This window comes from Paraburkholderia sp. MM5477-R1, assembly GCF_050436385.1.
Classification (GTDB): domain Bacteria; phylum Pseudomonadota; class Gammaproteobacteria; order Burkholderiales; family Burkholderiaceae; genus Paraburkholderia; species Paraburkholderia tuberum.
Genome location: NZ_JBNDMC010000006.1, coordinates 1,816,407 through 1,834,820 on the forward strand (window position 1 = coordinate 1,816,407; position 18,414 = coordinate 1,834,820).

The 18,414-nt window shown below is 62.0% G+C and carries 18 protein-coding genes; 11 read left to right on the top strand and 7 right to left on the bottom strand.

Annotation, left to right across the window (positions count from 1 at the left end):
• Nucleotides 1-55 precede the first annotated feature (55 nt).
• Nucleotides 56-508 (top strand): (2Fe-2S)-binding protein, encoded by a 453-nt coding sequence (locus OKW35_RS26790; protein ID WP_026226223.1) that lies wholly within the window; start codon nucleotides 56-58, stop codon nucleotides 506-508.
• Nucleotides 508-2,772: a molybdopterin cofactor-binding domain-containing protein gene (locus OKW35_RS26795; protein ID WP_429553609.1), complete on the top strand. Its 2,265-nt coding sequence runs from the start codon at nucleotides 508-510 to the stop codon at nucleotides 2,770-2,772. Before OKW35_RS26790 ends, OKW35_RS26795 begins: the two co-directional genes overlap by 1 nt.
• A 106-nt stretch (nucleotides 2,773-2,878) precedes the next feature.
• On the opposite strand, the gene OKW35_RS26800 is transcribed toward OKW35_RS26795, so the two are convergent.
• Nucleotides 2,879-3,151, bottom strand: a complete 273-nt coding sequence (locus OKW35_RS26800; RefSeq protein WP_429553861.1) for an EAL domain-containing protein — start codon at nucleotides 3,149-3,151, stop codon at nucleotides 2,879-2,881.
• Nucleotides 3,152-3,391: 240 nt separating this feature from the next.
• Complete coding sequence (locus tag OKW35_RS26805; RefSeq protein WP_429553610.1) at nucleotides 3,392-3,652, bottom strand: hypothetical protein; 261 nt, start codon at nucleotides 3,650-3,652, stop codon at nucleotides 3,392-3,394.
• Nucleotides 3,653-3,668: 16 nt separating this feature from the next.
• Here OKW35_RS26805 and OKW35_RS26810 point away from each other — a divergent pair, with 16 nt between their 5' ends.
• Together OKW35_RS26810 and OKW35_RS26815 are read left to right on the top strand one after the other, a co-directional pair.
• Entirely contained in the window at nucleotides 3,669-4,658 is a 990-nt protein-coding gene (locus OKW35_RS26810; RefSeq protein WP_429553611.1) for an efflux RND transporter permease subunit, read from the top strand.
• Between the two features lie 24 nt (nucleotides 4,659-4,682).
• Nucleotides 4,683-4,919: a hypothetical protein gene (locus OKW35_RS26815; protein ID WP_184050433.1), complete on the top strand. Its 237-nt coding sequence runs from the start codon at nucleotides 4,683-4,685 to the stop codon at nucleotides 4,917-4,919.
• A gap of 260 nt (nucleotides 4,920-5,179) precedes the next feature.
• Here the strand turns inward: OKW35_RS26815 and OKW35_RS26820 are convergent, their stop codons facing one another.
• The 3 genes from OKW35_RS26820 to OKW35_RS26830 all read right to left on the bottom strand — a co-directional run bounded on the left by OKW35_RS26820 (nucleotide 5,180) and on the right by OKW35_RS26830 (nucleotide 8,222).
• Nucleotides 5,180-5,620 (bottom strand): MFS transporter, encoded by a 441-nt coding sequence (locus OKW35_RS26820; protein ID WP_429353549.1) that lies wholly within the window; start codon nucleotides 5,618-5,620, stop codon nucleotides 5,180-5,182.
• A 171-nt stretch (nucleotides 5,621-5,791) separates the two neighbouring features.
• Nucleotides 5,792-7,315: a bifunctional 3-(3-hydroxy-phenyl)propionate/3-hydroxycinnamic acid hydroxylase gene (locus tag OKW35_RS26825; protein WP_429353550.1), complete on the bottom strand. Its 1,524-nt coding sequence runs from the start codon at nucleotides 7,313-7,315 to the stop codon at nucleotides 5,792-5,794.
• Between the two features lie 58 nt (nucleotides 7,316-7,373).
• The gene (locus tag OKW35_RS26830) at nucleotides 7,374-8,222 is read right to left on the bottom strand and encodes a fumarylacetoacetate hydrolase family protein (RefSeq protein ID WP_429353551.1); all 849 of its coding nucleotides are present in this window, start codon (nucleotides 8,220-8,222) and stop codon (nucleotides 7,374-7,376) included.
• 146 nt (nucleotides 8,223-8,368) lie between these two features.
• Between OKW35_RS26830 and OKW35_RS26835 the strand changes: the two genes are divergently transcribed.
• Together OKW35_RS26835 and OKW35_RS26840 are read left to right on the top strand one after the other, a co-directional pair.
• Complete coding sequence (locus OKW35_RS26835) at nucleotides 8,369-8,935, top strand: VOC family protein (protein ID WP_429353552.1); 567 nt, start codon at nucleotides 8,369-8,371, stop codon at nucleotides 8,933-8,935.
• A 43-nt stretch (nucleotides 8,936-8,978) separates the two neighbouring features.
• Entirely contained in the window at nucleotides 8,979-9,791 is an 813-nt protein-coding gene (locus OKW35_RS26840; protein ID WP_429353553.1) for an IclR family transcriptional regulator, read from the top strand.
• Nucleotides 9,792-9,812: 21 nt separating this feature from the next.
• On the opposite strand, the gene OKW35_RS26845 is transcribed toward OKW35_RS26840, so the two are convergent.
• A complete protein-coding gene (locus OKW35_RS26845; protein ID WP_429553612.1) occupies nucleotides 9,813-10,745 on the bottom strand; it encodes a helix-turn-helix domain-containing protein in 933 nt (310 codons plus the stop codon).
• A gap of 95 nt (nucleotides 10,746-10,840) precedes the next feature.
• On the opposite strand from OKW35_RS26845, the gene OKW35_RS26850 reads away from it, so the two are divergent.
• The gene (locus OKW35_RS26850; RefSeq protein WP_429553613.1) at nucleotides 10,841-12,088 is read left to right on the top strand and encodes a DUF1479 domain-containing protein; all 1,248 of its coding nucleotides are present in this window, start codon (nucleotides 10,841-10,843) and stop codon (nucleotides 12,086-12,088) included.
• A 138-nt stretch (nucleotides 12,089-12,226) separates the two neighbouring features.
• Here OKW35_RS26850 and OKW35_RS26855 read toward each other — a convergent pair whose 3' ends face one another.
• Nucleotides 12,227-13,312: a LacI family DNA-binding transcriptional regulator gene (locus OKW35_RS26855; protein ID WP_429353556.1), complete on the bottom strand. Its 1,086-nt coding sequence runs from the start codon at nucleotides 13,310-13,312 to the stop codon at nucleotides 12,227-12,229.
• A 116-nt stretch (nucleotides 13,313-13,428) separates the two neighbouring features.
• On the opposite strand from OKW35_RS26855, the gene OKW35_RS26860 reads away from it, so the two are divergent.
• The 4 genes from OKW35_RS26860 to OKW35_RS26875 are packed head-to-tail and all read left to right on the top strand — an operon-like array spanning nucleotide 13,429 to nucleotide 18,383.
• Nucleotides 13,429-14,448: a Gfo/Idh/MocA family protein gene (locus OKW35_RS26860; protein WP_429405827.1), complete on the top strand. Its 1,020-nt coding sequence runs from the start codon at nucleotides 13,429-13,431 to the stop codon at nucleotides 14,446-14,448.
• Nucleotides 14,449-14,493: 45 nt separating this feature from the next.
• Entirely contained in the window at nucleotides 14,494-16,065 is a 1,572-nt protein-coding gene (locus OKW35_RS26865) for an acyl CoA:acetate/3-ketoacid CoA transferase (RefSeq protein WP_429405830.1), read from the top strand.
• Nucleotides 16,058-16,840 (top strand): enoyl-CoA hydratase/isomerase family protein, encoded by a 783-nt coding sequence (locus tag OKW35_RS26870; protein ID WP_429553614.1) that lies wholly within the window; start codon nucleotides 16,058-16,060, stop codon nucleotides 16,838-16,840. Before OKW35_RS26865 ends, OKW35_RS26870 begins: the two co-directional genes overlap by 8 nt.
• 1 nt (nucleotide 16,841) lies before the next feature.
• On the top strand, nucleotides 16,842-18,383 hold the full coding sequence (locus OKW35_RS26875) for an aldehyde dehydrogenase family protein (protein ID WP_429553615.1): 1,542 nt from the start codon (nucleotides 16,842-16,844) through the stop codon (nucleotides 18,381-18,383).
• Nucleotides 18,384-18,414: the final 31 nt, after the last annotated feature.

Genomic DNA, 18,414 nt, shown 5'->3' on the forward strand with positions numbered 1-18,414 from the left:
AAGCGATACGGCGCATGACGACGTTGGGCCGTTCGCGTCGACTACGAGGAATCAGTTGATGGAACTCATTGTGAACGGCGTGCATCACAACGTCGATGCGGATGCGAATATGCCGCTGCTGTGGGCAGTCCGTGATCTGCTCGGGCTGCACGGGACCAAGTTCGGTTGCGGGGTCGGTGCGTGCGGCGCATGCACGGTCCATCTGGACGGTGTCGCTGTGCGTTCGTGTGTGACCGCACTGGCGGATGTTCAGGGCAAGCCCGTAACGACCATCGAGGGACTCGGCAAAGGCGGCGATCACCCGGTGCAGCGCGCGTGGAAGGCCGCCAATGTGCCGCAGTGCGGTTACTGCCAGCCGGGACAGATCATGCAGGCCGCGTCGTTGCTCAAGCAGACGCCGAAGCCGAGTGACGAGCAGATCGTCGAAGCGATGTCCGGCAATGTTTGCCGCTGTGGCACCTATCAACGCATCAAGGCCGCCATCAAGGCGGCAGCGTCGGAGGCGTGATGGGCGAAATCGTCAATCTGAGCCGGCGCGGGGTGTTGAAAGGGACCTTGGCGGGTGGGGTTGTGCTGGGCTTGCAAATCGGCGGCGCGGGCACCGCGCTCGCGGCGAGCGTGCTGTCATCCGCGAATGGCGCGAAAGGGGCTTTCGCACCGAACGTGTATGTCTCGGTCGCGCCGTCCGGCGAGATCATTCTGGTCGTGCATCGTTCGGAGATGGGGACCGGTATCCGCACCAGTCTCGCGATGATTCTTGCCGACGAGCTCGACGCCGACTGGAACGCCGTCAAGGTCGTGCAGGCGCAAGGCGATGCGAAGTATGGCGACCAGAATACCGATGGCTCGCGCAGCATCCGCCAGTTCTTCCAGCCATTGCGCGAAGCAGGGGGCACGGCCCGGCAGATGCTCGTGGCGGCGGCCGCCGTGCAATGGCGCGTGGCGCCAGCGACCTGTCACACCGAGCCGGGTCATGTCGTGCATGCGGCGAGCGGGCGGCGCGTCGCCTACGGCGCGCTCGCAACGGCGGCGGCGCGTCAGCCGGTGCCAAGCAGTGACACGCTGCATCTGAAAGACGAGGGTACATGGCGCTATATCGGCAAGTCGCTGCCGATCGTCGATCTCGACGACATCGTCCACGGCCGGGCGACGTACGGTATCGATGTCGTGTTGCCCCGCATGACGTACGCGTCGATCGAACATTCGGCGGTCTATGGCGCGACGCTCAAGAGCGTCGATTCGACCGAAACGATGAAAGTGCCCGGCGTGCTGCATGTGGTCCGCATTCCCGCTGCGCCGTTGCCCGCCGGTTTCCAGCCGCTGGGCGGCATCGCGGTGGTGGCAACCAGCACCTGGTCTGCGATGCAAGGGCGGCGGAAATTGAGGCTCGACTGGGACCTTGGGCCGAATGCATCGTATGACAGTCAGGCTTATCGCAAGGCGCTCGAGGACACCGTGCGGCAGCCGGGCAAAATCGTTCGCAACAACGGCGACACAGCGGCTGCGCTAAAGAGCGCCGCCCACCATGTCTCGGCGGACTACTACGTGCCGCACCTGGCGCATGCGGCGATGGAGCCGCTCGCCGCGACCGCGTCCTATGCGAACGGTGCGGTTGAAGTCTGGACCGCGACGCAGAATCCACAGCAGGCTCGCACGACCGTGGCACAGGTGCTCGGCGTGCAGGAGCGGGCCGTGACGATCAATGTCACGTTATTGGGCGGCGGCTTCGGCCGTAAGTCCAAGCCTGACTACGTGGCCGAGGCGGCGTTCCTGTCACGCGAGGTCGGCGCGCCCGTGAAGCTCACGTGGACTCGCGAAGACGATGTGCACAATGACTATTTCCATGCGGTGTGCGCCCAGCACATGGAAGGCGGGCTCGATGCGCAAGGCAAGACGGTCGCGTGGTTGCACCGCACGGTGTTTCCGTCGATCAGTTCGACATTCAAGGCTGATGTCCGTTACGGGGCGGCGGGTGAACTGGGGCAGGGCGTGACCGACATGCCTTACGACATCGCCAACGTGCGGTGTGAGAACGGCGCCGCCTCTGCACACACGCGCATCGGCTGGTATCGATCGGTATACAACATTCCCCACGGCTTCGCATTAGGGGCGTTCGTCGATGAACTTGCCGCGGCCGCGCGGCAGGATCCGGTGCAGCACCTGCTCACGCTGCTCGGCACGCCGCGGCATGTCGATCTGCATGCACTAGGGGTCGATTACCCGAACTACGGCGCGTCGATCGACGAGTATCCGATCGACACCGCCCGCCATGCGGCCGTGGTTCGCGCGGCCGCCGTGCGCTCCGGGTGGTCGACCGTATTGCCGGCGCGGCATGGGCGCGGGATTGCGGTACATCGCAGCTTTCTGAGTTACGTGGCGGCGGTCGCGCATGTGCAGGTGGCCGACGACGGTTCGGTGCGTGTGACACGCGTCGATCTGGCCGTCGACTGCGGGCGCATCGTCAATCCCGATCGGGTTATTGCGCAGTTCGAGGGCGCGGTGGTGATGGCGCTCGGCAACACGTTATACAGTGAACTCACTTTCCGGAACGGCGCGTCGGAGCAATCGAACTTCACGGACTACCAGGTTGCCCGTATCGATTCCGTTCCCGAGACACACGTGTATATCGTGCCGAGCGATGCGCCGCCGGGCGGTGTTGGCGAGCCGGGCGTGCCGCCGACTTCAGCGGCCATCTGCAACGCGATCTTCAATGCGACCGGCCAGCGCATTCGTGCGTTGCCGGTGGATACGTCGCTGTTGAAACGGACGTAGCGGCAAAATGCAACGGAGTTCGAGCGGCTGCCTACCGTGAGAATGAAATCAGCGTTAAACGATAGAGCTGTCGCGTCAACGGAACGCTGTGCGCGGGCGGCGGTGTTCAGTGCGCTTCGGTGCGCGCCAGTTCTTTCGAAATCGTTTTGCGAACCCGCCGTTGGGTCGTCTGCGGCCTGGCTGGCAATGACGCAACGGCCGCCGGCTTGCCGTAAAGCCACCCTTGCGCAAGTTCGATGCCGCAGTTCTGCAATGCGTCGTGCTGGGCTGCCGTTTCGACACCTTCAGCAAGCACCTTGCAGCCGAGCTTACAGAACTGTTCAGCCGACGCGCGAATAGCGGCTGCGAAGGGCGCACCCTTATCGGCATTGCGGATCACTGGGCGCGCGTGATCGATGCGGGCAACAAGGCCACGCCGTTTATCGACGAGGTAGTTGCACGGCAAACCTCCGGCGACACCGAAGGGGCGCGCACCGTGCTGCTCCAGCAAGCGCGCCCCGCGCTGGTCGAGTGGCTCGCGGCAATCAACCAGTTGATCGACTTTCAGGAAGCGCTGAACCGGCAGGGCGGTGCCGAGGCACGTCAGATAAGCGTCGATTTCCGCTGGATGATGCTTGCGCTATCCGGACTTGCGTGCGTGATCGGTGGTGGCGTTGCGGTGCTTGTCGTGCGCAACATCGGCCCCTCGCTCGGCGCGGAGCCGCGTGAGCTGATCGCGTTCGCCGATGCGATTCGGCGCGGCGATCTTTCCCAGCGCGCCGGGTTGCGCACCGGCGATACGGCTAGGGTGATGGCGACTGTCGTGCGGATGAGAGAAGCGCTCGCGGACATCGTGGGACAGGTGCGCGATGGCGCCGATGCAGTCGCCGGCATGAGTCACGCGATTGCCGCCGGCAATGCCGATCTTGGCGCGCGCACCGAGCTCCAGGCCAGCGCGCTCGAGCAGGCAACCGGCGCGCTCTACCGCGCAGCGTATTGCGAGCGTGATCGCTCGCGTGCCGGGAGCCGCCGACGCGCAAGCGCGACAGACGGTCGGCCAGCCGTACTTGCGCATCATCGTGAACCGGGATGCGGTGGCGCGCTACGGCCTCAATGCGAGCCAGGTGCTCGACGTGGTGCAGGCGCTTGGAGGCCGCACCGTTGGCTCGATTTCGAATAACGATGGCCGCTTCGACATACGCGTTCGTCTGACGCCGCAAGACCGCACTGATGTGGCGCGAGTCGGCGCGCTACGCGTGAGCAACGGCGCGGGCAAGGCCGTGCCGCTCGCCGAAGTCGCCGACATCCGGATGGAGCCCGGTCCTTCGACGATCGAGCGCGAACAGGGGCAGCGCGTGATCATGGTGCAGGCCAACGTGCGCGGCCGCGATTTCGCCGGGTTCGTGCTCGCTGCGCAACATGCCGTGGCCACGCAGGTCAAGCTTCCGCTCGGGTACCGCCGCTCGAAAAGCAACGGGCGCTGCAGTGCGATGCGCTTCAGCCGATCTTTCAGGGCGGGGCGCTGCTGCACCGCCAGCGCGCCGCACAGGCGGTCTACGAGCAGGCCGGGGCAGTACCGCCTGACGCTCATCAACGCGTTCCAGAACGTTGCCGATGTCTTGCAAAGTGTGCAAGCCGATGCGAAGACGCTGGAAGCGTCCGTGGCCGCCGAACAGGCTGCATCGCGCAGCCTCGATATCGCTCGCCGGAAGCTGCAGACGGGGGAGATCGCTTACCTGTCCGTGCTGACGGCACAGCAAAGCTATGAAACGGCGCACGTTGCCGCGATCCAGGCGAGGGCTGCGAGGCTCGCGGACACGGCGGCGCTCTTTCAGGCCGTCGGCGGCGGTTGGTGGAACAGGTCGGATGCGCTGGTCTCGAGCGCGGCGCTAAAAGAAGCTCATTGAGTCGGATCACGCGACACATTCCTCATGATACGAACTCTCGTTGGCCTGATCTTCGTCGCTCTGCTGAACGGCTGCGCCTATTCGTCGGCACAGGCTCACCGTGCGCCGCTTGCGCAGACTGCGACAACCCGGACCGTCGACTATGCGGGCCTGCCCGGTGGCAATCAGCAAGTGCACGTCAAATCGCCGGCGTGCTACTTCCCGCGCGAAGCGCAAATACCTGCCGCCACGCTGCAGGCGGGGACGGCGTCATCGCATTGAGTACGACGCATTGCGCCCGGCAGTCGAAGCGTCCAGCTTGCCGGGCGCGCTGCCGACTCGACTGGCCGTGCGACAGCATCGACCCGCTCGCGGCGCTGATGTCCTGCTTCGCGCCCGTGCAAGCATTTGGGCGCGCTGGAACAAGTCCACGGAATTTCGTTCACCTACCCTTGGCCTCGTGCGATGCAACGAGGCGTACATAGGGTGGGCCTTTGACATCTGCCGTTCAGGAGTATGGGGATGAACACAAATATTGTCGGTCATGGACGTGGCATGCCGCGCGCAGGCGGTTTTGGCCGCCTATGCGGTGCCGCTTCCACCGCATAGGTGATGGCGCCGGGCATTTCTCCGCCGACGCAAAAACCCTGGAGCATGCGAAGCATGATCAACAGGATCGACGCGGTCATGCCCCAACTCTGGTAGTTGGGCAGCAGCCCCAGACAGATGGTCGCGGTCGTGACCACAATGATCGAGCCAAGGAATACCGGACGCCGGCCATAACGGTCGCCCCAGCTACTGAGCACAATCCCGCCGAGCGGCCGGATCACGTACCCGATCGCAAGCAGGGAGAAAGTCGCGAGCATGCTGATCAGCGACGACGCATTCGGGAAAAACTGGGCCGCGATGTTATGCGCAAAGAAGCCGTAGACGATGAAATCGTAAAACTCCAGCGAGCCGCCAAGGCTCGCGATGAGAATCATCTTCCACTGCGACCATGTCAGGCCGGGGGGCTGCGGGTGGTCGGCGCCGCCGACCGGATTACGGGTTGTCTCCATGACTCCTCCAGTGATTGTTGGCTTCTTTGTCCAATGATTTGCGTGCGTTGGTGACGATGTCTCTCGCGCTTCAACGCGTTTTGCGGACTTACCCGGTCATGCGCTCTCTGTCTGCGAGCCAGGTAATGCGTGTTCAAGCAGACAGCACAAGGATTCCGCCTCCTGAGCGACGCCATACACATACCGGTCGGGACGTATAAGCACAGCTGAAGCGCCGGTTGAAGCTAACCACTCACGGACGGCAGCCCCTTCGCAGGCGACGATCTCGACGCCAGCCTGCGCGGCGCGACTAGAAATGTCGCTACATTCAGCGAGCAACTCCGGTAGCACGACGAGTGCAAAGCGATAGCCGACCACGTCGTCCAGCAGGCGTCCGTCCGCCAGACGGGGTTGGGGTGCGATTTGTCCAACAACGCCTGATGGTTCATCGAGACCGGCTCCCGGGCCGAGCTTCGGTTGCGGGGTGACGAAATTGCGAATCGCTGCGCTCATTTCGCTGTCACGGCTGCTGGCAAGTTCCGGACGGGTCGTCTGAATCACGGACCCGAGCTGCACCGCTGTTTTGATAAATTCGCGCACGTGCGGCGAACGCTCGGATTCGTAGGTATCGAGCAGGGTATCAGGCGCCTCTGCGCGGATGACGGCACCCAGCTTCCATGCGAGATTCGAAGCGTCGCGGATACCGGCCGCCATTCCCTGGCCCATGAAAGGCGGCGTCTGATGCGCGGCATCTCCGGCAAGCAGAAGTCGCCCACGGCGCCAGCCGTTGGCCACCACCGAGTGAAAGGTGTAGATGGCGGAACGTTCGAGGCGTGCGTCGGCCGGCGAAATCCAGCGAGCGAGCTTGCCCCACAGCCACTCATGAGAACCGAGTTGTGCCGCATCATCGCCGGGCATCACCATGATCTCCCAGCGGCGGCGATTGCCGGGGCCGCGCGTGTAGGTGGTCGGGCGCACCGGGTCGCAGTATTGAATCGAGTAATCGCCGAGGTCTGGCCGCGGTGCATCGAGCAATACGTCGACGACCACCCAACGTTCATGCGATTTCAGATCGGTGAGTTCAGTGCCCATGAAGCGCCGCGCAATCGAGCGCGCGCCGTCGCAGCCGACGACGTAACGGGCAGTGGCATGGCCGAGCTTGCCGCAACTCGTGTCTTCGAAGCGGAGTCGGACGCCATTGCTCGTCTCGTCTAGCGCGAACACTTCGTGACGCAGGCGCACATCGACATTCGGCTGGCCGGCCAGGCGTTCACGTAACGCGTTCTCGAGATCGGGCTGATGAAACTTGTAACTCGCGCACCAGCCATGCGGCCCGATGCAAGTGGGGCGCTGCCAGTCGATCAGCAACGTGCCCTCGGCGTTCACGAATTTCATGCCGGGACCGACAAACAGCTTGGGAAGCAGTGAGTCCGCGATGCCGACGGTCTGGAACACGCGCATGCATTCGCCATCGAAGTGCACTGCGCGGGGTAGCGCGAAAATGTCCTTGTCTCGCTCCAGCACCAGCACCCGCAAGCCTTCGATTGCGAGCAGGTTGGCCAGCGTCGCTCCGGTGGGCCCGAGGCCGATGACTGCCACGTCGTAATCACACGCGTGCGTCGAAATGGTTTTATCTGACATGTCTGAGTCCGTCTGGAAGACGCCGGGCGCACGCACAGCGTGAGTCCGGCGCTGGGTGTTACTCGTCGGCGACCGGGTTGGACAGCACACCGATCCCGTCTACCTCCACTTCCGTCACGTCGCCCGGCTTCATGAAGAGCGGCGGGTTGCGCTTCGCGCCGACGCCGCCGGGCGTGCCGGTCACGATCACATCTCCTGGAGAGAGCGGGGTGAAGGTCGACAGGTAGGCGATCTGTTTGGCGATGCCGTGGATCAGCATCTGCGTCGTCGCGCGTTGTACTTCCTGGCCGTTCAGGCGGGTGACGAGCGTCATCACCGCGTTGGGTTCGATCTCGTCGCTCGTCACCATCCACGGCCCGAATGCGCCGGTGCGATAGAAATTTTTGCCCGGGCCCCATTGGCCTGTATGAAGCTGCCAGTCGCGCACGGAGCCGTCGTTGTAACAGGCGTAGCCAGCGATGTGATTCCACGCGTCGGCTTCGGCAATGCGCCGTCCGCCGCGCCCGATGACGACGGCAATCTCACCCTCATAGTCGAACTTGTGCGACTCAGGCGGACGCAGCATCGGCTGGCCGTGGCCAACCTGCGAAGCCGGCACCCGCATGAAGATGACTGGATGCTCGGTGGTTTCGCGATTGGTTTCCTTGACATGGTCTGCGTAGTTGAGTCCCACGCAAAAGATTTGTTCAGGGCTCGGAATCACCGGCAGCAGCGTGACTTCCGACAGCGGGTAGTCGCCCTTCGTGTCTTCGGCCGCCTGGGTAGCCTCGCCGAATGCGTCGGCGGCAATCAGCGCTTTCAGATCCGCATAGCGGCCGCCAAGACGCTTGCCGAGGTCGAATACAGTTGCGTCGCGAACGATGCCGAACGAGGGGCCTTGATGGGTAGAAAAGCTGGCGAGTTTCATTGATGCTCCGGTGGATAAAAAGTCGATGCGATCAGCGCTTCGATCCTTCAAAAAGTTGTACATTTATCTCATTTTGAGAATAAACTAAATTTTACAAAGGACACAACGTCTTTTTTGTTAGGGTTTATCACTACGTGGAGACAAGCATGAACGGTATGAAGCAAGCGCGAGCGGGCCTGTCGCTGAGTCACATGGGTTTTTATGTGAGCGACATGGCACGGGTGGAGGACTTTTATTCCCGGGTGCTGGAGTTCACCGTGACGGATCGGGGCACGCTGCAGACGCCGCACGGCACTGTGCGACTCGTGTTCTTGAGCCGCGATCCCGCGGTGCATCACCAGATCGTGCTCGCGAGCGGCCGCCCCGAACACTTGACGTTCAATCCGATCAACCAGATTTCGTTCGAAGCGGACAGCCTTGCCACGCTGAGGCAGTTTTACCAGCGGTTCGTCGCGGAAGGCCTGGAGGAAATCAACCCCGTCACTCACGGCAATGCGATCTCGATCTATGCGCGCGATCCCGAAGGCAACCGCCTCGAACTCTTCATCGACACGCCGTGGTATGTCGATCAGCCAATGCGGGTGCCTGTCGACTTCAACTTGCCCGATGCTGAACTGATCGCGGCCGTTGAACACCATGCGCGCGCGCTATCGGGGTTCAGGCCGCGCAGCGTCTGGCGGGCAGAAATGGCCGAGCGGATGGGGCTTGCATAAGCGCGGATATAATCCGTTCACACACGAGGAGCCCTGCACAGAGATGTCGAGCATCACGAGACTGTTATCCATACTCGAGCTGTTTTCGGAGGCGAAGCCGTTCCTGTCCGTCGAAGACGTTGCCACCGAACTCGACTGCTCGATTCCAACGGCTTACCGCTATGTGCGCGAGCTCGTGGACGCCGGCTTGCTCATCCGCTTTGCAGGCGGGGACTATGGTCTCGGCCCTCGCATCATCAAGCTTGATTACCATCTGCGCGTGTCGGATCCGCTGCTTGCGATCGGCCAGCCGATCATGCGCGAGTTGAGCGAACACTCGGGCTTCGATGTGGTGATGTCGCGCTGGTACGGGAGCGAGCTCGTTGACACGCATCGCGAAACGCACGAGGCGGCGCTTGACCTCCGATACGGCCGAGGCCGTCCGCGGCCCCTGTTTCTCGGCGCCGCTCCAAAAGCGATCCTGTCCACGTTTCCGAAGGCCAAGTTGGCGGTCCTGTTCGATCAGTATGCCGAAGAGATCGCGCAAAGCGGCTTGGGGACGACACTCGACGAGTTCCGCGCGTCGCTGCTCAAAATCCGACGCGCGGGCTTTTACCTGTCGAGGGACGAACTGGAAAACGGCGTTTCTGCACTGGCGTCGCCGCTGTTCACGGACGATTCGGGCGAAGCAGTCGGATCGCTTGCGGTGATCGTACCGACGCAGCGACTCGAATTTGCGAATCTGGACCGGCTCGTAGAATCGATCCGGGAGGCAGCGGCGCGAACCTCTCAGCGCACGCGCGCGGTCATCGAAAGTAGGGGAGCCGGGGCCGCAGTTTCGTCGCACACGATATCGCGAGCCAAGCGGTCCGCTTAGTCACAAGCTGAAGGCCATTCATCAGCGGTCCAAGGATGGCGATCTCGCCTCCAGTGTCAACGGGGCATTCAGTTGATGTCGTGGCCGACCCGCAAATTCTTTCCGATAGGCCGCGGGAGTCGTCTTTTTCAGCGCGCGAAATTGACGGTTGAAATTGGCAACGTTGGGAAATCCCGAATGCGCGGCGATAACCGACACGGGCCATGAGGTGTCTGCGAGCATTCGACATGCGTGACCGATTCGCACGCGGCTCACATACTTCCCGACACTTTCGCCGATATGCTGAACAAAATATCGATTGAGTGTGCGCTCTGAAAGGGTCGCGGCGGCGGCTAATTCCGCCAGTGTCAACCGTTCGGCAAACCGTGCCTCGATAACTGCTAACGCCCGATTTATCCGCTCCGGCTCGTGGCCGGAAGGCCGCCCCACGTTGCCCTGATCAAATGCGCTGGGGGATGCGAGTGGCCGTGCTTTCTCATCGGCCAATGTGCACAGGATGTCCAGCGCAACGCTGAGTCTCTCTCTGGGAGACACAGACAAAAGACCCTCGAGTCGGCTACGCACCGTTGCCCCGGCTTCCGCTCTGAACGCAAGGCCGCAGGCAGCGCGTCGCAGAAGCCGATGAAGTGCTTCGTACTCGGGGCAGCAATCTGCCAGTCGTCGCGCCCAGTCGCCTTCGAACCAGATGACGATAGCGACCTGCGGGGCGCTGCCGTCGATCGAACGGTTCGACGACCAGGTATGAGGCAAGTCCGGCGGGACGAGCACCAGGTCATCGCCCTCGTACCCGGCGATCGAGTCACCGATGTAGCGCTTGCCACGGCTATTCATCGTCAAGGTGAGTTCATATTCCGGGTGATGGTGCCATTCGAACGGAATACGCGGAAGCTTCCGGTGATAAACCCGCACGGAGCATCCGGCGCTCATCTCGACATGTTCGTATAGAGCCTTCATGGCTGGAATCGCAAAGAAGTTGACCTTATTGTATCACCCGCCCATCCTGGCCCAGGCTAAGCTTCAGTCATCAAAGAACACCAGGAGACGCCACCATGGAATCCCTTCACATCGACGATTTGCCGACCGCTATTCGGGCGGCTAAAAAGCTGTTGCGCGCCGGCCTTCCGAACTATAAGGACGTATTCCAGCAGGTCGAAGCTGAAATTCAGCGCAAGGTCGCTACCATCGCGGAGCAGCGTGCCCGCGGTGAGTCCGTCATTCCTGAAATCCAGTATGCGGATATCGCCGCTGACCGGGTGAGCGCCGGGCAGATCGCATCGATCAAGGATCGAGGGGCCTGCGTCGTTCGGGGTGTGTTCAGCCGCGAGCGCGCTGAACGCTGGGACGCGCAGGTCGCCGAGTATGTCGAGTCCAATGGCCTCGACGAAAAACTCGCGCATCGTGCGGAAGACAAGTACTTCGGTAACCTCGCTTCGAGCAAGCCTCAGATCTACGGCATTTACTGGTCGAAGCCTCAGATCGAAGCGCGCCAGGCGCCCGAACTCACTCAGACGCGCGTCTTTCTGAACCGCCTCTGGAAACACGACAGCGAAGGGCGCGTTCATTTCGATCCGGACCGCGTTCCAGTGTACGCGGACCGGCTGCGGCGTCGCCCCCCCGGCTCGGAGTCGCTCGGGCTGTCTGCTCATTGCGACGGTGGGTCAGTCGAACGTTGGCTTGACGACAATTTCCGGCGTGTTTATCGACACGTGTTTAGTGGCGACTGGCGCCGCTACGACGCGTTCGATGCCGCGTATCGCCCCGAGGCGAGAGAGATTCCGTCACCGACTGTCTGTTCGATGTTCCGTACTTTCCAGGGCTGGACAGCGCTCACTGCGCAAGGTCCGGGAGACGGCACGCTTCAGCTTGTGCCAATTGCCAACGCCATGGTGTATGTGTTGTTGCGCGCTCTCCAGGATGACGTGCCAGATGACGACCTGTGCGGCGCATTACCTGGCCGCGCACTTTCGATCAAGCGGGAGTGGCATGGTCCGCTTCAAGAAGCGTTGTCCTCCATTCCACTGATGCAGGCAGGGGACACCGTCTTCTGGCATAGCGACGTGATTCACGCGGTCGAAGATGCCCATCGTGGCAAGGGCTACAGCAACGTCATGTACATATCGGCTGCGCCAGCGTGTGCAAAGAACGACGCCTACCTTAAACGCCAGCTGCCGACCTTTCTCAACGGAGATAGCCCGCCGGACTTTCCTGCGGACAATTTTGAAGTCGACTTTGTCGGACGTGCGGCGGAGAAAGACCTGACTGAACTCGGCAAGGACCAGATGGGCTTTGCGCTGTGAAACGCCGTCGCTGGGGGCCGAAAGGCAATCCACCGATTCGTAGGCGGGTCGCCTGGTCGGTTCGGGGTTAGCCAGACGGCCCGCCACGATGCGGCCAGCCCCTCTGGCTGACGCGCGATGGATCAAGGGGGCAGAAGTCTATTGCCGCTGGCCTGCAACGCGACGTTCTGTGCGGGTGGGATCGACGGAAAGATGCGGGTGGCGCCCCGCGGAGCCCACGCTTGATTCCCTGACGACCAGCTGCGGAATGGCGAAGTACTGCACGGGTGGTTCTTTTCCGTCCGCCGCTGGATCGAGCCTGGCCAGCAGCGTCTCACTCGCGATCGTGCCGAGTTTGTCCGCTCCAGCGGAAAGAGTAGTGAGTGGCGGATTGGTATGTTCTGCCGCCACCACATTGTCACAGCCAACGACCGCGAGCGCCTTGCCCGCACGTTTGCCCATTCGGTCCAGTTCATGCAACACGCCAAACGCAACCTGGTCGTTATAGCAAACCACCGCCGTCGGACGAGGCCGCATCTCGAAGATGGAGCGGACAGCCTTGCGACCGCCCTCCGGAGTCAGTTCAACGTCGATGATCCACTCGTCGGCGACAGGCAGGGCATGACTGGCCATCGCCGTGAGGTAGCCCTGCCTGCGCTGGTTCGCAACCGCATACCCCGTTCGATTGCCGGCGAATGCGATACGTGTGTGGCCCTGAGCAACCAGATGTTCCGTCGCGAGAGCGAATCCAAAGCTGTTGTCGACTCCGACCGTGTCGACATCCGTGCCCATCGGTCGCATGACAAGGACAAGTGGAATTCCCCAGGACTTGATCTCGTCCGGCAGTTGCTCAGGTGTTCCCAGCGCAGGAGACATGATCAGGCCGGCCACATTCTGCTCACGCATCGATTGCAGAACACGGGTCTGGGTCGCGACGTTTTCGGCAGTGTGTGCCATCAGCGTCGTGTATCCGGACTGCGCGAGTACCCGCTCGATGGCGACGAGCAACTCGACAAAGAAGGGGTTAGTCAGATCATTAATGACCATCCCGACGATGGTACTTCGGGTCCCGCGCAGATTTGCTGCGCCGCGGTTATAGACGTAGCCGAGGAGCTGTGCCGCCGCCCGAACCTTGTCGGCCGTCTCCGCCTTGATTTTTGGGCTCTGTTGAAGGACCAGCGAGACCGTCGACTTGGATACCCCCGCAGCCGCTGCAATGTCCTGAATCGTCGGAACTGTTTTCATGTTGCTTTGCACAATTGGAACGTTCCAAAAGTATTTGACACGGTGAAATGAGTCTACTACAGTTTGTTGGAACGATCCAATAAACGCTGGTTGGAACGTTCCAACGGAGAGAGACAATGACTTCCAAGATTCGCTGGGCGCTGATCGGCGCCAGCACGATAGCCGACGAGTGGATGGTCAACGCGATCCGGTCGCAGCCGGACGGCACGATCGAAGCGGTCGTCAGCGGCAGCGCCGGGCGCGTCCGCGAGTTCGCCGACAAGCATCGGATTTCAAAGTCCGGCACGAACCTCGATGAGATCCTCGCCGATCGCGACATCGACGCGGTCTACATCAGCAGCACGAACGAAAAACACCTGCCTCAGGTACTGGCGGCTGCCGCTGCCGGCAAACACGTGCTCTGCGAAAAGCCGCTTGCGCTCTCAGAGGCTGACGCGAGCCAGATGATCGAGGCGTGCGCCGCCCACCAGGTTGTCCTTGGCACGAACCATCACCTGCGGTGTGCAGCGACACACCGCCGTCTGCGTGAACTCATCCTTTCCGGTGCGGTTGGCACGCCGCTTTACGTGCGAGTCTTCCACGCGGTCTCACTACCGCCGCACCTCCGCGGCTGGCGAATCGAGCGCCCTGATGCGGGCGGCGGCGTCGTGCTCGACATCTCCGTGCACGACGCCGACACCCTTCGCTTCATTCTGGATGCAGAACCCGTCGAAGTGAGCGCGATGACCTCGTCCGGAAGCATGGGTACCCAAGGCCTCGCCGACGGCGTGATGGGAATCATCCGGTTCAGTAACGGCGTGCTTGCCCAGATTCACGACGCGTTCACCGTGCCGTACGCGCCGACCGGCCTCGAGGTCCACGGGACCGAAGGCTCGCTCATCGCACGTGACGTGATGACCCAGCGCGCCGTCGGAGAAATCGAGCTGCGTTCAGCAGCAGGTTTCGAAATCATCGAGGTCGTCCATCAGGACCTTTATGTCAACGCGGTCGCCCAGTTCCATCGCGCTGTTCTCCTCGGTGAGGATCCCGCAGCCACTGGCCGGGACGGATACCGGTCACTGGTTACCGCGCTTGCGCTTGAAGAGTCGGCTTCAACCGGTGCACACGTCGCCGTCCCGCAGCAGTTCGTGCGCTGAGTCAGTTTGAGGAGATCTATTGTGGGTTCCAGCAAAGTTATTTCGATGGCGACTGCCGCAGGCCTGATCAACGATGGTGACGTTGTGACCGTCAGTTCGTCGAGTGGCCTTGGCTGCCCCGACGCCATGCTGGCGGCGATCGGGACGCGCTTTGAAACCGAAGGCCATCCCCGACAACTTTCGCTGCTGCATCCGATAGCAGCTGGCGACATGTATGGCGTCAAAGGCGTTGATCATCTGGCGAAGCACGGTCTTATCAAGTCGATCATCGCCGGTTCGTTTCCCAGCGGCCCATCGAGTCTACCGATGCCCGACATCTGGCGGATGGTGGTCGACAATGAAATCCGCGCATACAACCTGCCGAGCGGTGTGATGTTTGACATGCATCGGGACGCGGCCGCGAAGCGCCCCGGCGTCCTCACCAAGGTGGGGCTCGACACTTTCGTCGATCCGGACCGGCAGGGCGGCGCAATGAACAGTCTCTCGGAATCCGAGCCGATCGTGGACAAGGTCACGTTCGCGGGCGAGGAGTGGCTCTTCTTTCCGAATATCGTGCCGCGCGTCGCTATCGTGCGTGCCACCACAGCGGATGAGCGGGGCAACCTGTCTTACGAACACGAAGGCGCGCTGCTCGGCGGCCGCGACCAGGCGCTTGCAGTGCGTAACAACGGTGGCATTGTCATCGCCCAGGTCAAGCGAGTCGTGAAGGCAGGGTCGCTCGGTACGCAGCAGGTGCATATTCCGTGCAACCTCGTTGACTACGTGGTCGTGGACCCCGAGCAGAAACAGACGACGCAGATCGAATACGACCCGGAGATCAGCGGCGAAATCAAGGTTCCGGACAGCGAATTTGCATTTGCCGACTGGAACGCGGAAAAGGTAATCGCGCGCCGCGCGGCGATGGAAATCGCGGACGGAGACGCGGTGAATCTCGGCTTCGGCATTTCGGCCAACGTTCCGCGCATTCTCCTTGAAGAAGGACTCAACGGCCGTGTGACGTGGGCCATCGAGCAGGGTGCGGTGGGCGGTATGCCGCTGCTCGGCTTCGCCTTCGGTTGCTCGGCAAACGCCGACGCGATCATGCCGTCGCCTTCGCAGTTCATCTACTTCCAGGGAGGCGGCTTCGATGTTTCGCTGCTGTCGTTTCTGCAGATCGACCGCAACGGCCACGTGAACGTCTCGAAGCTGCCCAGCAAGCCGTATCTGACTGCCGGATGTGGCGGCTTCATCGACATTACGACGCACGCGAAGAAGCTCGTCTTCTCGGGTTTTTTCACGGCCGGCGCGAAGCTGGAGGTCGGTCACGGACGGCTGACGATCCTTCAGGAAGGCAAATCGAAGAAGTTCATCGGCGACGTCGACCACGTCACGTTCAGCGGCCGCATGGCGCAGCAGCGTGGTCAGCAGGTGCTGTATGTGACCGAACGCTGTGTGTTGCAGCTTACGAAGCAAGGTCTTGAAGTGATCGAGGTGGCGCCCGGCATCGACCTGAACAGGGACGTGCTTGAGCAGGCGGACTTTCCTTTGATTGTTTCATCGGAACTGAAGACCATGAATGCCGCGATTTTCAGCGAATCGCCGTACGGCCTGCAACTCAGGGAGGCACGTCGTGGCTGATATCGATGGAATCCAGTTTGAGCGCAGCGGCGCAGTCGCTGTTGTCACGTTGAACCGCCCCGAGAAGCTCAATGCCTTGACCCCACTGATGCTGATGCGTCTGGAGGCGGTCGCCGCTGAGCTTGATGCGTGGACCGATGTGCGCGCCGTGGTCCTGACGGGTTCGGGAACGAAGGCTTTCTGCGTGGGTGCGGACATCAATGAATGGTCCGCGCTGACGCCACTTGATATGTGGCGTCAGTGGGTACCGCGCGGACACAGGATCTTTGATCGTTGGGCTGCGCTTCGTGCACCGGTCATCGCCGCGATCAATGGACACGCACTCGGAGGCGGGCTGGAGCTCGCCGCGGTCGCGGACATCCGGATTGCAGAACCTGCCGCGACCTTCGCCCTGCCAGAGGCGGGTATAGCGACGTGCCCGGGCTGGTCTGGCACACAACGGCTTGTCTCGGTCATTGGGGCGAGCAGGGTAAAGATGCTCGCGCTCACCGGCAGGCGCATCGACGCCGCGCGCGCTCACGAAATTGGTCTGATCGACGAAGTGGCGTCAGCGGGCGGCGCATTGAACGCCGCGCTGGAGATGGCCGAACAGATCGCACGTCTCGCGCCCGTGTCGGTGCAACTGACCAAGCAACTGGTGAACGCGGCAAACGGCGAGGGTGCTGCGGCCACCCTCGAGGCGATGGCGGGTGCATTGGCGGCAACCACTGCGGATGCGCGTGAGGGAATGCTGAGTTTTCGCGAAAAGCGGCCGGCGAACTTTGAGGGTAACTGACATGACGACTGCAAACATGAATCCGGAACTGGCGCCCTTGCTTGTGGCGTCTCATAAGACTGACTTCGAGGTGTATCACGGTCGCCTCTACATCGACGGGCAGTGGCGCGAGGCTGGTGGCGGCGAACGTGTCGAGCGGCTCAGTCCGGCTCACGGCGAGCTGGTCAGCACCTATGCCGTGGCGACGCCCGAGGACGTCGACGCGGCAATTGATGCGGCCCATCGTGCATTTCACCACGGCCCCTGGCCGAAGATGAAGGGAGCGGAGCGTGCCCGCGTGCTGCTGGCGATCGCGGATGGCATCCAGGCCCAGATCGAGCGGTTTGCGCTAATCGAATCGCTGGAGAACGGCAAGCCGCTCACCCAGGCGCGCGCGGAGGTCGCCGGTTGCGTCGATCTGTGGCAATACGCCGCGAGCCTCGCCCGCACCACCAGCGGTGACGCCTACAACACCTTGGGCGAGGACATGCTTGGACTGGTGTTGCGTCAGCCGATCGGGGTGGTCGGCATCATCACGCCGTGGAATTTTCCGCTGTGGATTTTGTGCCAGAAACTGCCATTCGCGATGGCAGCGGGCTGCACATGCGTGATCAAGCCCAGCGAACTGACGTCCGGCACGACCGTCATGTTGATGGAGATCCTTGAAAAGGCAGGCGTGCCAGCCGGGGTCGCGAATGTCGTAACGGGCAAGGGCTCACGCGTCGGTCAGCCTCTCGCCGAGAGTCCACGGGTCGACATGCTCTCGTTCACGGGTTCGACCCATGTGGGGTCGATGCTCGCCGGGGTGGCCTCAAAGAAACTCAAGAAAGTCGCCCTGGAACTGGGCGGCAAGAATCCTCAGATCGTTTTCCCGGACTGCGACTGGGATGCAATGGTCGACGCGGTCGTGTTCGGCGTGTACTTCAACGCTGGGGAATGCTGCAACAGCGGTAGCCGGGTTCTCGTGCATGAGTCCATCGTGGAGCGGTTTGTCGCTGTTGTTATCGAGCGTGCCCGCGAAGTGCCTGTCGGCGACCCGCTTCATCCTGATGCAAAGGTAGGCGCGATCGTCAGCGAACAGCAGATGAACGACATCCTCGGTCATATCGAGACCGGTGTCTCGGCAGGTGCGAAGGTGCGTCTTGGCGGCGCGCGTTACGTAAGCGCTAACGGCCTTTATCTGCAGCCGACTGTCCTGACCGATGTCACGGCAGACATGGGTGTCGCTAGAGAGGAAATTTTCGGCCCTGTCTTGAGTGTCATCGCGTTCCGCGATCTGGATCATGCCATCGAAATCGCAAACGACACCGCGTACGGCTTGTCAGCCGCGGTGTGGAGCAGCGATATCGATACTTGCCTGAAGGTCGCACGCGGTGTCGACGCAGGGACGATCTGGGTGAACACCTTCCTCGACGGATATCCGGAACTCCCGTTTGGCGGATTCAAGGCGAGCGGCGTCGGCCGCGAACTCGGCAAGCAGGCGGTTGAGGACTATACGGAGACGAAGACGATTCAACTGCATATCGGAGAACGCAAGAACCTTTGGCTGCCGGCGAAGAAATAGCAGGCAAGAAACAAGCCTCGGGCGGAAGGGT